At 56.6% G+C, this 15619-nt stretch carries 10 protein-coding genes and 1 tRNA gene; 6 read left to right on the top strand and 5 right to left on the bottom strand.

Translation table 11 applies throughout. The annotated features are described in order from the left end of the window. Positions 1-211: 211 nt before the first annotated feature. The 3 genes from ldtA to USH94_RS20995 all read right to left on the bottom strand — a co-directional run bounded on the left by ldtA (position 212) and on the right by USH94_RS20995 (position 4342). Positions 212-1108, bottom strand: coding sequence for a L,D-transpeptidase (gene ldtA / locus USH94_RS21005; RefSeq protein ID WP_111966054.1), 897 nt, complete (start codon positions 1106-1108; stop codon positions 212-214). A 61-nt stretch (positions 1109-1169) separates the two neighbouring features. After that, positions 1170-3863 carry a cation-transporting P-type ATPase gene (locus USH94_RS21000; protein ID WP_111966055.1) on the bottom strand — a complete coding sequence of 898 codons (2694 nt, stop codon included), beginning with the start codon at positions 3861-3863 and terminating at the stop codon, positions 1170-1172. 47 nt (positions 3864-3910) lie between these two features. Then, the gene (locus USH94_RS20995; RefSeq protein WP_111966056.1) at positions 3911-4342 is read right to left on the bottom strand and encodes a universal stress protein; all 432 of its coding nucleotides are present in this window, start codon (positions 4340-4342) and stop codon (positions 3911-3913) included. 396 nt (positions 4343-4738) lie between these two features. Between USH94_RS20995 and USH94_RS20990 the strand changes: the two genes are divergently transcribed. Genes USH94_RS20990 through USH94_RS20980 form a run of 3 tightly spaced genes read left to right on the top strand, consistent with a single transcriptional unit; the run spans position 4739 to position 9848 of the window. After that, positions 4739-5824, top strand: a complete 1086-nt coding sequence (locus tag USH94_RS20990) for an efflux RND transporter periplasmic adaptor subunit (RefSeq protein WP_172621916.1) — start codon at positions 4739-4741, stop codon at positions 5822-5824. Next, the gene (locus tag USH94_RS20985) at positions 5824-8886 is read left to right on the top strand and encodes an efflux RND transporter permease subunit (protein WP_111966058.1); all 3063 of its coding nucleotides are present in this window, start codon (positions 5824-5826) and stop codon (positions 8884-8886) included. The genes USH94_RS20990 and USH94_RS20985 overlap by 1 nt, the downstream gene beginning before the upstream one ends. Then, on the top strand, positions 8883-9848 hold the full coding sequence (locus USH94_RS20980; RefSeq protein WP_111966059.1) for an acyltransferase: 966 nt from the start codon (positions 8883-8885) through the stop codon (positions 9846-9848). The genes USH94_RS20985 and USH94_RS20980 overlap by 4 nt, the downstream gene beginning before the upstream one ends. On the opposite strand, the gene pagP is transcribed toward USH94_RS20980, so the two are convergent. Next, the gene (pagP, locus tag USH94_RS20975) at positions 9845-10420 is read right to left on the bottom strand and encodes a lipid IV(A) palmitoyltransferase PagP (RefSeq protein WP_045403108.1); all 576 of its coding nucleotides are present in this window, start codon (positions 10418-10420) and stop codon (positions 9845-9847) included. The two genes, USH94_RS20980 and pagP, sit on opposite strands and share 4 nt — an antisense overlap. A 253-nt stretch (positions 10421-10673) precedes the next feature. Between pagP and shiA the strand changes: the two genes are divergently transcribed. The 3 genes from shiA to USH94_RS20960 all read left to right on the top strand — a co-directional run bounded on the left by shiA (position 10674) and on the right by USH94_RS20960 (position 15300). Continuing rightward, the gene (gene shiA / locus USH94_RS20970) at positions 10674-11987 is read left to right on the top strand and encodes a shikimate transporter (RefSeq protein WP_111966060.1); all 1314 of its coding nucleotides are present in this window, start codon (positions 10674-10676) and stop codon (positions 11985-11987) included. Between the two features lie 73 nt (positions 11988-12060). Further along, positions 12061-13515 carry an AMP nucleosidase gene (locus USH94_RS20965; protein WP_111966061.1) on the top strand — a complete coding sequence of 485 codons (1455 nt, stop codon included), beginning with the start codon at positions 12061-12063 and terminating at the stop codon, positions 13513-13515. Positions 13516-13533: 18 nt separating this feature from the next. After that, positions 13534-15300, top strand: a complete 1767-nt coding sequence (locus USH94_RS20960) for an aminopeptidase P family protein (protein WP_111966062.1) — start codon at positions 13534-13536, stop codon at positions 15298-15300. Positions 15301-15442: 142 nt separating this feature from the next. Here the strand turns inward: USH94_RS20960 and USH94_RS20955 are convergent. Next, positions 15443-15518 (bottom strand) — tRNA-Asn (locus USH94_RS20955). Positions 15519-15619 lie beyond the last annotated feature (101 nt).

The following is a 15619-nucleotide window of genomic DNA, read 5'->3' as shown; positions in this document are numbered from 1 at the left end:
TTCAGTCGGTAGAACGGCGGACTGTTAATCCGTATGTCACTGGTTCGAGTCCAGTCAGAGGAGCCAAATTTGAAAAGCCTGCTTTTAAAGCAGGCTTTTTGCTTTTCTGCGCAAGTTAAATGCAAAACGGCAACCGAGTTGCCGTTTTTAGTGTGTGCTCCCTCTCCCGTGGAAGAGGGTTGGGGTGAGGGCACCAGCCCGCACTATGCCTTTACATGCCGAACTTCACCGGCATCCCGGACCGCCGTTCCAGTTCGGCTCCTGCCCCCTCGTTTATCAGCTGCGTCCGCTGCGCGGCGGAGATGGGCAGCGGCACTTTCCGGGTCGATTCAAATTCCGCGCGGTTGCGTGATAATGGCTCGTGAACTTCCACCCAGCGGCTGCCGTCCGGCTCGGTGGTGACTTTAACCGGCCTGTCGATAAGCTGCACGCGGGTTCCTACGGGAACGTTATCGAAAAGGTATTTGATGTCGTTATTGCGCAGACGGATACAGCCCTGGCTCACCCGCAGCCCGATGCCGAAATTCGAGTTTGTGCCGTGAATGGCATACAGCCTGCCAATATAAATCGCATACAGGCCCATCGGGTTATCCGGCCCGGCGGGTACGAATGCCGGAAGCGTTTTCCCTTCTGCCGCATAGGCACGACGCGTGTTCGGCGTCGGAGACCAGGTTGGTCCCTCCTGCTTACGCTCAACGGCCGTCACCCAGTTACGCGGAGTTTCGCGTCCGGCCTGACCGATGCCGATGGGCAGAACTTCAACGGTATTACCGCCAGGCGGATAATAGTAGAGACGCATTTCCGCAGCATTCACGATAATGCCCTCGCGGACGGTGTCGGGCAAAATCAGCTGCTGAGGGATCGTCAGCCGGGTGCCGGATTTAGGCAAAAAAGGATCTACGCCCGGGTTCGCTTCCAGCAGATTGCTCAGCCCCTGCCCGTACTGCGCGGCAAAGGCTTCCAGAGGCAGCGTGTTACCTTCAGGAACGGTGATGATAATCGGGGTTCCCACCAGACGACTGCCTTCCGGCGGTAGGGTATAGGTTACGGCAAACGCGCCGGGTATAGCGGCACACAGCGCAAGGACGAACCAGGTAAGTCGCATCATAATTTCCTGTGCTCAAAAAAGAGAAAGCCCGGGCTCAGGCAGGCTTTCTCAGTTTACGCTATTACGCTTCGGTTTTGCGCCACCTGCGCGTCAGCACTTTCTCCGCCTCGACAATAAGGAACATCACAAAACCAATCAGCAAGGTGATGACCCAGTAGCGGAACGGCAGCGCTTCGGTGCCAAACAGCATCTGCATGAACGGTGCGTAAATGATAAGAAGCTGTAGCGCCAGCAGTACGCCGCTCACGATCCAAATCCCTTTATTCGCCAGCAGGCCTTTGCTCAGCGAAAAGCCATCATTAACGCGGCAGTTAAGCATGTAGAACCACTGCGCGGTCACCAGGGTTTGCAGCAGCACGGTGCGGATAAATTCCGCCGAATAGCCGCGCGGCTGTAGCCACGCTTCCAGCACGAAGGCGCTAATGGCAATCATCAGACCGACAAACACCACGCGCCAGATGGCATAGCCATCCATCACATGCAGATTCGCCTTACGCGGTGGGCGGTTCATGATGTCCTTCTCACCCGCTTCAAACGCCAGGCCAAACGACAGCGTTGCCGACGTCGCCATGTTCATCCACAGGATCAGGACCGGGGTCAGCGGGATCAGGTTTCCCGCCAGCAGCGCGATGATGATCAGCAGGGCCTGCGCGATGTTGCTCGGGATAACGAACAGAATCGTTTTTTTCAGGTTATCGTAAACCCGACGACCCTCGTGCACCGCACTGGCAATGGTGGCAAAGTTGTCATCCGTTAACACCATGTCGGCGGCCTCCTTGGTGACTTCCGTCCCCTTAATCCCCATAGCGATACCCACATCTGCACGCTTGAGCGCCGGGGCGTCATTTACGCCATCCCCGGTCATGCCCACCACTTCCTGTTTACTTTGCAGGGCCTGCACGAGGCGGAATTTATCCTCCGGGCTGGTTCGGGCGAAAATATCGTACTGCTGCGCGGCGTCGCTCAGCTGACGATCGTCCATCGCCTCCAGCTCGCGTCCGGTGATAGCGCTTGCGGCGTTACCAATCCCCAACATTTGCCCAATGCTCATGGCCGTTTGCGGGTGGTCGCCGGTGATCATTTTCACGCGGATCCCGGCCTGCAGACAGTCGGCAATCGCGGTTATGGCCTCCGGACGCGGCGGATCCATCATCCCTGCAATACCCAGCAGGATTACGCCATCATGGAGGTCCGGGTGATCCAGCTCGCGCTGTCCCTCGCGGGCAGGTTTCCAGGCCGCAGCCACCATACGCAACCCTTCCCGGGCATACTCTTCAATCTTTCCTTCCCAGTAAGGCTGATCGAAAGGCTGCAGTCCGTCATTCGTCTGCTGGTACTGGCAGAGGCGGAACAGGACGTCCGGCGCGCCGGTGATTAAAATCGCCTCTTCTTCGCCCAGCCGGTACAGGGTGGACATGTATTTATACTGCGAATCAAACGGGATTTTGCTGCGCATTTCGGTATCAAGCGGTGGAAGCGGAATTTTCGCCGCCAGCACCTTCAGCGCGCCCTCGGTCGGACCGCCGGTGATTTTCCACAGCCCCTGCTCGTCTTTGATCAGTTGGCTGTCATTGCAGAGGTCGATTGTTCGCAGGTAGCGTTCCAGCAGGGAACCCTGCGTCACGCTGACGGGCGTCGGGTCATCTACGGGGTGAATATTCCCCACCGGTTCGTAGCTGTCGCCCTCCACGCGATAGGTCGTGTCAGCGGTAATCACCGCTTTGACCGTCATTTCATTCATCGTCAGGGTGCCGGTTTTATCCGAGCAGATGACCGTCATTGCGCCCAGCGTTTCCACCGTAGGCAGCTTGCGAATAATGGCCTTGCGGCGCGCCATGGCCTGTACGCCAAGCGAAAGGATGATGGAGATGATGGCCGGCAGGCCTTCCGGCACGGCGGCAACGGCGAGGCTGATAAGCGACAGCACCAGTTCAGAAACCGGCATATCCCGGAACAGGAGGCTAAAGACGAACAGCGCCACCATCATGACCAGGATAGTAATAAAGATGGTTTTACCGAGCTTATCCATCTGCACCATCAGCGGCGTGTGGTGCTTTTCAATGTCGGACATCATCTGATTGATGTGGCCAAGCTCGGTCTCGCCCCCGGTTGCCACCACCACGCCTTTACCGCCGCCGGAGCTAACGGTGGTGCCTGAGTAGAGCAGATTATACCGGTCACCTAACGGCAGTTCCCCGCTTAACGCATCGCTGTTTTTCTCAACAACGGTGGATTCGCCGGTCAGGATGGCCTCCTCCACGCGAAGGTTATGCGCTTCAATCACGCGCAGGTCCGCAGGGATACGATCCCCGGCACGGATCACCACGATATCTCCCGGCACCAGCGCCGTGGTGGGGATCGTTTCATGGTTCCCCTGTCGTACCACCACGGCTTCTCTGGAGAGCATATTGCGAATGCTCTGCAGCGATTTTTCAGCATTGCTCTCCTGGATATGGCCAATCAGCGCGTTAATGATGGCAACCCCAAGGATCACAAACATGTCTACCCAGTGGCCCATAAAGAGCTTAAGCAACGCGGCCACCAGCAGAACGTAAATTAATACATCGTTAAAATGCGCCAGGAAGCGCAGCCAGGCGGGTTTGCCCTTTTTTTGCGGCAACGCATTCTCACCATGCTGCTGAAGTCGGGCTGATGCCTCAGTGCCGCTAAGTCCTTCCAGAGTGGAGTGGATATTCGACAGGGTTTCGTCAACGGTTTGTTGATAATACGGACGTTCAGGTTTTCCTGTTTTCATCGTTCCTTCCTCAGGTTCTATTCAGAAATCACCTTGCTTTCATGTAATTAACGAATAACGAAAACAGGAACATGGGCGTAACGGACAATACTTGCCGCCTCCGAACCTAACAAATGGGTTTGAATATTGGGATTTCGAGAGCCGACAATAATCGCGCCAGCAGCAAGTTCATCCGCCAGCTTAATAACCTCATCACGAACATTTCCGCTACGAACATGGAGATGAACACGATCTTCCGGCAGATTCAATTTTTTGACCAGGTCAGACAGTTTTTCTTTCGAATTATTAATCATATATTCATCCATCTTGCGCGCATCTGAAATAAAACCGCGCGTCAGTTCGGCTGAAAATTTGGGCATGACGTGCAGTAAATGAATGTCACCCGATGCGCTTTGCGCCAGAAACTGTGCATGCTGCAACGCTTTATCCGCCAGGCTTGTCTCGTAGACATCCACCGGAACGAGAATGTTTTTATACATATCGAGCATCCTTTTTATAACCAACACGAGAGTGAATGAAGCAAAAAAACGCATTAAATGCAGGGGTTTGCCCTTAATGCCAGTTACGGTAAAAAGAGATGGATGATATTAAACGTAGCACAGGAATATCAGGTTTAGCGCTTGCCCACTGATAATGGTTATTTAACATTTATCTTTTCGCAGACTATGCTCATAGTCAGCCACCGCTTCCGGCTCATGGAGGAATTTATGTATGGTTTAAGCCTGATCCGCCTGGGTATGTTTATCGCGCTTGCTATTATCGCCAGCACGGCGATTGGTTTATTTACCTATATGGTCGTCACTGTTCTGGCTGAATAGTGTCACCCCTGTCCAGGTTATGGAATAAATAAAACAGTTATTTATTAGGGGAATACAGTGAACCGCTACCTCTCTCTTTTACCGTTCGTTTTGTTAACGCTCACGGCGTGCGACCCGAAACCCAAGCAAGCATCCCCCCTGCCCAGGATGGTAAAAGTGGCGGAGGTGACGGTTCCCGGTCACGCCCAGCAGCGCGTTTTCCCCGCCCGCATTGAATCGGGCGATGCCACAGACCTTTCCTTCAAGCGCGCAGGCCAAATTGAAGCGCTCGATGTGCGTCAGGGCGCAGTCATCAAGCAGGGTCAACAGCTTGCAAGATTGAATGCCCGTGAAGCCCAGCAACGGGTTAATGACAGACAAACGGCGGCGACGCTGGCCCAGAGGCAATTCGATCGCTTCCAGACGCTGGCGGGCCGCCAGGCGATTTCGAAAGCAGAAATGGACGTGCAGCGCGCGAACCGCGATTCGGCGAATGCGGCGCTACAAATTGCCCGAGAAGAGCTGAATCAGATGACGCTCGTCGCCCCCTTCAGCGGGACGGTGGCCAGCGTACATGTCCGAAACCATCAGGTGGTGTCAGCCGGTCAGCCCATCGCGACGTTAACCCGCACCGACCTGCTGGACGTTGTGTTTAGTATTCCTGAGAACCTGTTTAAGACCTTTGATATTCGCAACGCGCAGTATCGCCCCGTGGTGAGAATTAACGCCATTCCGGATCGGGAATTTACCGCCGTCTACAAAGAGCACTCGGGCAGCAGCGACAGCAATACCCTGACCTGGCAGGTGATACTGACCATGCCGCGACCAGATGATTTTCCCGCCGTCGGTGGCGTAAGCGGTACGGTGACCATCAATTTAACCAACCTCCCTGCTGGCGCAGGCGCTCAGGCGCTGGTCGTACCGGTTGAGGCCGTCTTTAACCCGGACAACAGCCCGCGCAATGAGCCGCACGTCTGGGTCGTGGCAGGAGAAGGCGACGCGCTCCATCTTGAAGACCGCAAGGTCAGCGTAGGTCAAGTGAGTAGCGAAGGCGTAACGATCGTCAGCGGACTTAAAGCGGGCGAACGCGTGGTTGCCGCAGGCGTTGGGGAACTCCATGCTAACCAGCCGGTGCGTATCTGGACGCGTGAACGGGGACTGTAATGGATATTTCTCGTCAATTTATTAATAACCCCGTTCGCGTCTGGCTAACGATTCTGCTGCTGGGCATCGGGGGTATTTTCGCCCTGTTAAATATCGGCAGGCTGGAAGATCCCGCCTTTACCATCAAAACCGCAGTGGTGGCCACCCACTACCCCGGCGCATCCGCTCAGCAGGTTGAAGAAGAGGTGACGCTTCCGCTGGAGAATGCCCTTCAGCAGCTGCCTTATCTGGACAACGTGAGCTCTATCTCTTCAAACGGTCTGTCGCAAATCACCGTTAACATCGCGTCACGCTATCACTCGAACGAACTGCCGCAGATTTGGGATGAACTGCGCCGTCGCGTGGGCGACGCCTCGCGTCAGTTCCCGCCCGGCGTCGTCACGCCCTTTGTAAATGACGATTTCGGCGACGTATTCGGCTTCTTCTTCGCCATTTCCGGGGATGAATTCAGTAATCCTGAACTGGTGAGATATGCGGAACAGCTGCGCCGCGAGTTAATTCTGGTTCCCGGGGTTGCGAAGGTCGCCATCGGCGGGGCCATTAGCCAGCAGGTCAACATCGATATCTCTCTGACCAAAATGGCCGCGCGCGGCATTACGCTGAACCAGCTTTCCGCTCTGCTCAGCAGACTTAACGTCGTTTCCAGCGCCGGAGAAATCACCTCCGGCAGCGAATCCATTCGTCTGCACCCGACCGGTGAATTCGAGAATCTTGATGAACTGGCTGATCTCATCATCACGCCTTCCGGCACCGGGGCGGCGACGCGTCTGCGGGACGTCGCCACGCTGTCGCGCGGGCTAAACGAATCGCCGGCCAGTATCTACCATGCCAACGGTAAAAATGCCGTCACCATGGGCGTCTCGTTTATTCCCGGCGTGAATGTGATCGACGTGGGCCACGCGCTGGAGGCGAAGCTAAACCAGATGTCGGCGGAAAAACCGGCAGGCATACAGATAGACCTGTTTTACGATCAGGCAGCCGAAGTGGGCCACTCTGTTAACGGTTTTATTATTAACTTCCTGATGGCGCTGGCGATCGTCATCGGCGTGCTGCTGATCTTTATGGGGGTGCGCAGCGGGATAATCATCGCGGTTTCTCTGGCCCTTAACGTGCTGGGTACGCTGCTGATTATGTATCTGTGTGGCATTGAGCTGCAGCGGATCTCGCTCGGGGCGCTGATTATTGCCCTCAGCATGCTGGTGGATAACGCCATCGTGATTGTCGAAGGGGTGTTGATTGCCCGGCAGCAGGGCTCACCGCTGTTAACCGCCGTTAATAATATCATCCGCCGCTCCGCCCTGCCGCTGCTGGGGGCGACGGTGATCGCCATCCTTGCGTTTGCGCCTATCGGGCTGTCGCAGGATTCCACCGGGGAATACTGTAAATCCCTTTTCCAGGTGCTGCTGATTTCCCTGATGCTGAGCTGGTTCTCGGCGCTCACCCTCACCCCGGTGCTGATTAAGTGGTGGTTGTTTAAAAACGACAGCGCGCCGGACAACGCCGACGAGTCAGATCCTTACGACAAACGTCTCTACCGCCTCTACCAGCGCCTGCTTAACACGCTGCTGCACCATAAGGCACCGACGCTGGTAGTGATGGCCGCCCTGCTGGCCGCGTCTGTCTGGGGGTTTGGCGCGGTGCGGCAAAACTTTTTCCCGTCGTCCAATACGCCGATTTTCTTTGTCGACCTGTGGTTACCCTACGGGACCGATATCAAATGGACCGAGAAAATGACCGGCGATATTGAGAAAACCATCACGGGCCAGCCCGGCGTGGAAACCACCGTCTCTACCATCGGTCAGGGGAGCATGCGCTTTATTCTGACCTACAGCGGACAGCGGCAGTACAGCAACTACGCGCAGATCATGGTGCGCATGGATGACCAGCGCAACATCGCCGCTCTGACGCGCTACGTGGATGAGTACATCGCGCGAAACTACCCGCAGGTCAACGCCAGCACGAAGCGGGTGATGTTTGGACCCTCCGGCGACAGCGCCATTGAAGTGCGTATTAAAGGCCCGGATCCTGACAGGCTGCGCCTGATTGCCAGCCAGGTGGACGATATTCTGGCGCGCGACCCGGCCACGGGGAGCGTCCGAAACGACTGGCAAAACCGCAGCAAGGTGATCCGTCCGCAGTACGTCGCCGCGCTGGGACGCGAGCTTGGCGTGGATAAGCAGGACGTCGACAACGCGCTGGAAATGAATTTCTCCGGCAGCCGGGCGGGGTTGTATCGGGAAGGCAGCGACCTGCTGCCCGTGGTGGTGAGGCCCCCGGAAAGTGAAAGGCTGGATGCCAGTCACCTGAACAACGTGCTGGTGTGGAGCCAGGCGCGGCAGCAGTATATCCCGCTGAGTAACGTCGTCAGCAGCTTCTCGCTGGAGTGGGAAGATCCGCTCATCCTTCGACGCGACCGCTCGCGGGTACTGACGGTTCAGACGGACCCGGACCCGCTGAGCCAGCAAACCTCCGGCGATATTCTCGCCCGCGTCAAGCCGCAAGTGGATGCCCTTCCCCTGCCACACGGCTACAGCATCGAGTGGGGAGGCGATGCGGAAAACTCCAGCGAAGCGCAGCAAGGGCTATTCACTACGCTGCCTCTCGGGTATCTGGTGATGTTTGTCATTACGGTGCTGATGTTCAGCTCTGTAAAAAATGCCGTCGCAATCTGGCTGACCGTACCGCTGGCGCTGATTGGCGTCACGCCAGGATTTTTAATTACCGGCATTCCCTTTGGCTTTATGGCGCTGATAGGTCTGCTGAGCCTGAGCGGAATGCTCATCCGCAACGGCATCGTGCTGGTGGAAGAGATTGAACAGCAGAAAATGCAAAAGGATCAGCACAGCGCGATCGTTTATGCCGCCACCTCGCGCCTGCGCCCTATCCTGCTCACCGCGTTCACTACCGTACTTGGCCTGGCTCCGCTGCTGCTGGATGTTTTCTTCCAGAGCATGGCCGTTGTGATTATGTTTGGACTGGGGTTTGCTACAATCCTGACGCTGCTGGTACTCCCCGTGATCTACGCGTGTTTCCATCGTAAGGACGAAGCCAAACAACAATGAATGCGACAGGGCTGAACATTATCAAGACGCTGGGCTGTATGACGGCGGTGACCTTCTTTACCATCTACAATACCTGGGATCATTATGATTATGACTATCACTGGATCCTCGGGTTTTTAACCTTTATCTCGACGATTGCCACACCGCTGTTTTTTGTGGTGTCGGGCTATCTCGACGGACAATCGCGGCACGGCACGCGCTGGCAGCTGGGTAAAATTAAAAGTCTGGTGATTGTTTTTCTGTTCTGGATAACGATCTACTACCTGTGGGAACCTTATCAGCGCGGGTATTTAATCCAGCCCTGGTTCGTGTTCGCCTTTGTCGTAATTTACACCTTCCACCCGGTGGTTGAGTGGCTTAGCCAGCGAAGAGCGCTGTTCAGCGGCGTAATTGCTGCCCTGCTGTTCTTTTCTTACGGCTACGATCTGCTATCGGCGCTTTATCCTGAAACGCACGTCCTTTCTCTTTCACCGCAGTATCGGCTGTGGACGTGGCTGCTGTTTTATCTGACGGGGCAACTTTTCTGCGACCCTAAAATCGCCGAGTGGATAAGCCGCAAAAATGTAGTCAGGACGGCGGTTATCGCCATCCCGTTTATCTATCTCTTCACCTGGTTTTACGAGCGCCACTTCTTTTTTGCCCTGTTTAAGGCCGACAGAAACGCCTTTATTCTCACCGGCTCGCAGATCTACATCCTTATTATTGCCCTGGTGATTGCGGCGAACGGCGTGCGCTTTCGCCGCAATGCTGAATTCAAGGAGTCCATTCTGGCCGCCATCAGCAAAACGATGACCGGCGTATATATTGTGCACTACTCGGTGTTTCATCTGCTGACGGCGCTGATACCGGTGACCTCTCTCGGAATGAAGCTGACGCTGATTGTGCTTACGTTCGTCACCTCTGTTCTCTTTTCCATGCTGGTATTGTCTAACGCCGTGGCAAAAAAGGTGATCACCCTTTAAAAGCCTAAGCGCAGCCAGGCAAAAAGCACGTTGCCGTTGTTATAGGTTCCAGGAATATAGGTGAACTGGACGGTAACGCGCTTGTAGCCAGCAGAGAACAGCGGGAAAATGAACGGTAGCGGGACATAGTTTGCAAAATCATCTCGCGCCGTGATGCCCGCTGCAGCACCGAGCCCAAGGCGGAAATCTTTGGCATTATCCAGATACCAGCCCTTCTCCCAGCCATAGCCCATCGCGGGCTGCCATTCGTTGTGCGAGTCCTTGAACATCATCGCGAAAAGCGCGCTCCAGTTGCCCTCTTCGTTATAGCGGGAAACGCCCAGGCCACCGCCCCACGGCATTTCGTTGTACTTATCGGTTTTTTCTTTGTCGTACATAAAGCGAGCGTGCCAGCTCAGAAACGGCAGGTACAGATCGTAACGTTGAGGCTGCTCCCAGGTTTGCGAAATATCGTCAGTGAGCGCGTTCCACCAGCCGCTGATACGCTGTTCACCATAGACGTTGGGCTCCGCATGAAGCGGTGCGACGAATAAAAACAGAATCATCCAGAATGCCGAAAAGGTGCGTTGCATCGTTATTCCCTCAGCTTAACTCACGCGCGGTCACTATTACTGTAAACCATTCAGCCTTTAACGGAGCCAGAAGACACAATTATCTCGCTGCAGGCGAAGATGAAATTTATTTATTCAGCACCTTCAGGAAAGATAAAAACGTTTTCTCAGGCGTTTTGTCGCGGTAGTCTCATAGGTTCCGTTTATATGACGGCGCAATGTGAGTGACCTTTTCTTATACCAATAATTAAAAATTAGTACGGACAGGACAACTATGGACTCCACCCTCATCTCCGATCGTCCCAACGAGGAGACCCCTTCGCTCAATCGTGCCCGCCGCGCCGCACTCGGCAGCTTCGCGGGTGCCGTCGTCGACTGGTATGATTTTCTGCTTTATGGCATTACCGCCGCGCTGGTGTTTAATCGCGAATTCTTCCCCCAGGTCAGCCCTGCGATGGGCACGCTCGCCGCGTTTGCCACCTTCGGCGTTGGCTTTCTGTTTCGCCCGCTGGGGGGTGTGATCTTCGGCCACTTCGGCGACCGTCTCGGCCGCAAGCGCATGCTGATGCTCACCGTCTGGATGATGGGGATCGCCACCGCGCTGATTGGCATTCTCCCGTCGTTTTCCGCCATTGGCTGGTGGGCACCGGTGCTGCTGGTGACATTACGCGCCATTCAGGGCTTTGCCGTTGGCGGCGAATGGGGCGGCGCGGCGCTGCTATCCGTTGAGAGCGCGCCAAAAAATAAGAAAGCGTTTTACAGCAGCGGCGTGCAGGTGGGGTACGGCGTAGGGCTGTTGCTTTCCACAGGGCTGGTATCGCTCATCAGCCAGCTCACCACCGACGAGCAGTTCCTGAGCTGGGGCTGGCGCATTCCGTTCATCTTCAGCATCGTGCTGGTCATTGCCGCGCTTTGGATCCGTAACGGAATGGAGGAGTCGGCAGAGTTCGAAAAGCAGCAGGAAAAACCGGCTGCTAACAGAAGACTTCCTGTCATGGAAGCCCTTGTCCGGCACCCTGGCGCTTTTCTGAAAATTATCGCCCTGCGCCTGTGCGAGCTGCTGACGATGTATATCGTCACCGCCTTTGCCCTGAACTACTCGACGCAGAATCTCGGCCTGCCGCGCGAACTGTTCCTGAATATTGGCCTGCTGGTCGGCGGGATCAGCTGTCTGACCATCCCCTGCTTCGCCTGGCTGGCGGACCGGTTTGGCCGCCGTCGCGTTTACATCACCGGGGCGCTGATTGGGACCCTCAGCGCCTGGCCGTTCTTTATGGCGCTGGAGGCGCAGTCTGTTTTCTGGATTGTTTTCTTTGCCATCATGCTCGCGAACATCGCTCACGATATGGTGGTCTGCGTGCAGCAGCCGATGTTTACCGAGCTGTTCGGCGCCAGCTACCGATACAGCGGCGCGGGCGTGGGCTACCAGGTCGCAAGCGTGGTTGGCGGCGGGTTTACGCCGTTTATTGCCGCTGCGCTGGTGACCTTCTCCGGCGGCAACTGGCACAGCGTGGCGATTTATCTTCTGGCCGGTTGCCTGCTGTCGGCGGCAACGGCGCTGCTGATGAAAGAGACGAGCCACCGCTGATCTCCCTTTTGTTTCACGGGCGTGTGACATACTATCGGGTAGAGTCGCACACCTGTGGAACAAGGAGACAGAGATGAATAATAAGGGCTCCAGCCTGACCCCGGCTCAGGCGCTGGAAAAACTCGACGCGCTGTATGAACAGTCCGTCAACGCGCTGCGCAGCGCCATTAGCGAATATATCGAAACAGGGAAACTCCCCGACCAAAAGGCCAGAACCGAGGGCCTTTTTGTTTATCCATCGCTCTCTGTGACCTGGGACGGCAGCGCCAGCAGTAATCCCAAAACCCGCGCCTACGCCCGTTTTACCCACTCCGGCTGCTACAGCACCACCGTCACCCGCCCTGCACTTTTCCGCCCGTATCTTGAAGAACAGCTTACGCTGTTGTACCAGGATTACGGCGCGCACATTTCCGTTGAGCCCTCGCAGCATGAGATCCCTTATCCGTACGTGATTGACGGTTCGGCGTTAACCCTTGACCGCTCCATGAGCGCGGGGCTGACCCGCCACTTCCCGACCACCGAGCTTTCGCAGATTGGCGATGAGACGGCAGACGGGATTTATCACCCGGCCGAATTTTCTCCTCTGTCGCACTTTGACGCCCGCCGGGTCGATTTCTCCCTGGCGCGCCTGCGCCACTACACAGGTACACCAGTCGAACATTTCCAGCCGTTCGTGCTCTTTACCAACTACACCCGCTACGTTGACGAATTTGTCCGCTGGGGCTGCAGCCAGATCCTCGACCCCGAAAGCCCGTATATCGCGCTCTCCTGCGCGGGCGGGATCTGGATCACCGCGGAGACCGAAGCGCCCGAGCAGGCTATCTCCGATCTGGCGTGGAAAAAACACCAGATGCCCGCCTGGCACCTGATTACCGCCGACGGTCAGGGCATTACGCTGATCAACATCGGCGTCGGCCCGTCAAACGCCAAAACCATCTGCGACCATCTGGCGGTACTGCGCCCGGACGTGTGGCTGATGATTGGTCACTGCGGCGGCCTGCGTGAAAGCCAGCTGATTGGCGACTACGTGCTCGCCCACGCCTATCTGCGCGATGACCACGTGCTTGATGCGGTGCTGCCGCCGGATATTCCAATCCCGAGCATCGCCGAAGTGCAGCGTGCGCTGTACGACGCCACCAAAGAGGTCAGCGGCATGCCGGGAGAAGAAGTTAAGCAGCGGCTGCGCACCGGTACGGTCGTCACGACGGATGACCGCAACTGGGAGCTGCGTTACTCCGCATCGGCGCTGCGCTTCAACCTGAGCCGCGCGGTGGCGATCGATATGGAGAGCGCCACCATCGCCGCACAGGGCTATCGCTTCCGCGTTCCGTACGGCACGCTGCTGTGCGTCTCCGATAAGCCGCTGCACGGCGAAATTAAGCTGCCCGGCCAGGCCAACCGTTTCTACGAAGGGGCTATCTCAGAGCATCTGCAAATCGGCATTCGCGCTATCGACCTGCTTCGGGCGGAAGGTGACAGGCTCCATTCCCGCAAGCTGCGCACCTTCAACGAGCCGCCGTTCCGCTAATAACGATAAGGAAAAACAATGTCCAGCACATCACCGCTCTCTGCCCTGCGCCACTGGCTTGAGGCCAGCCATCTCGACGGGATGATCGTCCCGCGCGCGGATGCATGGCAGAGCGAATACTGCGCGCCGTACGACGAAAAGCTGGCCTGGCTGACGGGCTTTGACGGCTCTGCCGGCGTCGCGCTGGTACTGAAGGATAAAGCGCTGCTGTTCGTTGACGGGCGCTATCAGGTCCAGGCCCGCGTTCAGGTGAATCTGGACGAGATTGAAATCCGCCACCTGCACAACGAGCCGCTGGCTGAATGGCTGGCAGAAAACGTTGAGTCAGGCACGCGCATCGGTTTTGACCCGCTGTTGATGACCCACTCGGAGTTTGAGCAACTGTCCGCCACGCCTTGCGAGCTGGTCCCGCTGAAAGCCTCGCCGTTTGACACCTTATGGACCGATCGCCCTGCCGCGCCGGCGGGGCTTATCCGGAATATGCCGATTGAACACAGCGGCGAACGCAGCGCGGACAAACGCCAGCGCGTCGCTGCCGTGCTGGCCGCGAACAATGCCGATTATCTCGCCGTTACGCTGCCGGATAATATCGCCTGGCTGTTAAACGTGCGTGGCGCGGATATCCCATACAGCCCGGTACCGCTCTCCTTTGCCCTTCTTGGAAGTGACGGTCACGTTGAGTGGTTTGTTAACGACAGCAAGCTCGGCGCCCTGCCTGAAGACGTCCGCAGTGCGTTCACCATTGCGCCACAGGACGCCTTTGTCGAACGCTGCCAGCAGATTGCTGAAGGCAAACGGGTGATGGTGGATGCCGATTCCGCGCCGGTTGCCCTGCGCTTCGCCATTGAACCACGCGGAGAAATTGTCTGGCGAACGGACCCTATCACCCTGATGAAAGCCACCAAAAACCCGGTAGAACTGGCAGGCTATCGCGAGTGTCATTACCAGGACGGTGCCGCGTGGGTCAACTTCCTCGCCTGGCTGAGCCGCGAAGTGCCGCTGCGCGAGGCGGCAGGATATCCGCTCACCGAGCTGGAAGTCCAGGCGCAGCAGCTGGCGTTCCGTAAACAGCAGCCGGGGTTCATCGAGCAGAGTTTTGCGACCATCTCCGCCTCTTCGAGCAATGCGGCGATGTGCCACTATCATTCGAGCGAGGCCAGCAATAAGCCCATCGGCCATGACCATTTTTACCTGAACGATTCCGGCGGTCAGTACGTTAATGGCACCACTGACGCCACGCGCACGCTGGCATGGGGTCAGGTCGAGCCGGAGCAGCGCCTGCACTACACTGCCGTGCTGAGAGGCTTCCTGTCGCTGATTACCCTGCAGTTCCCTTCCGGGACTCAGGGACATCAGCTGGATGCATTTGCGCGTCGCCCGCTGTGGGAGATGGGGCTGGATTACGATCACGGTACGGGGCACGGTGTGGGGCACCAGCTGCTGATCCATGAGAACCCGCATCGCATCGCGAAAAAGGTCAACCCGTGGCCGCTTGTGGCGGGCAATATCATGACGATTGAACCGGGATACTATCTGGGCGATAGCCACGGTATTCGTATTGAAAACCAGGTGGAGGTTGTGGAGAGCCGACCGGGATTCTGCAAATTTGCCTCGCTGACGCTTATCCCGATCGACTTAAGTCAGGTTGAGCTGCATCTGTTGAGCGAGCAGGAAAAACAGTGGCTGGATGCATATCACCAGCAGGTGCGTGAGGCGCTGTCACCGCTGGTGAACGGCGATGCGCGTTCGTGGCTGGAAGAGGCGACAGCACCGGTTCGCGTGTAATTTGGTGCGACCTGGTGCCCTCACCCCTTCCCTCTCCCACGGGAGAGGGAGTTAACACTAAAAACGGCAACCTGGTTGCCGTTTTGCATTTACCTTGCGCAGAAAAGCAAAAAGCCTGCTTCAAAAGCAGGCTTTTCAAATTTGGCTCCTCTGACTGGACTCGAACCAGTGACATACGGATTAACAGTCCGCCGTTCTACCGACTGAACTACAGAGGAATCGTGTGAACGGGGCGCATATTATCGATGCTCCCCCGGGATGTCAAAGGCAGAATGCATATTTCCGATCGTTTGCCGAATTATTCTCCACTTCGCGCAAT

This window comes from Enterobacter sp. 148H3 (assembly GCF_034107425.1).
GTDB lineage: Bacteria > Pseudomonadota > Gammaproteobacteria > Enterobacterales > Enterobacteriaceae > Enterobacter > Enterobacter vonholyi.
Note: the sequence above shows the minus strand (reverse complement) of the source record. Positions and strands in the feature narration are given on the sequence as shown.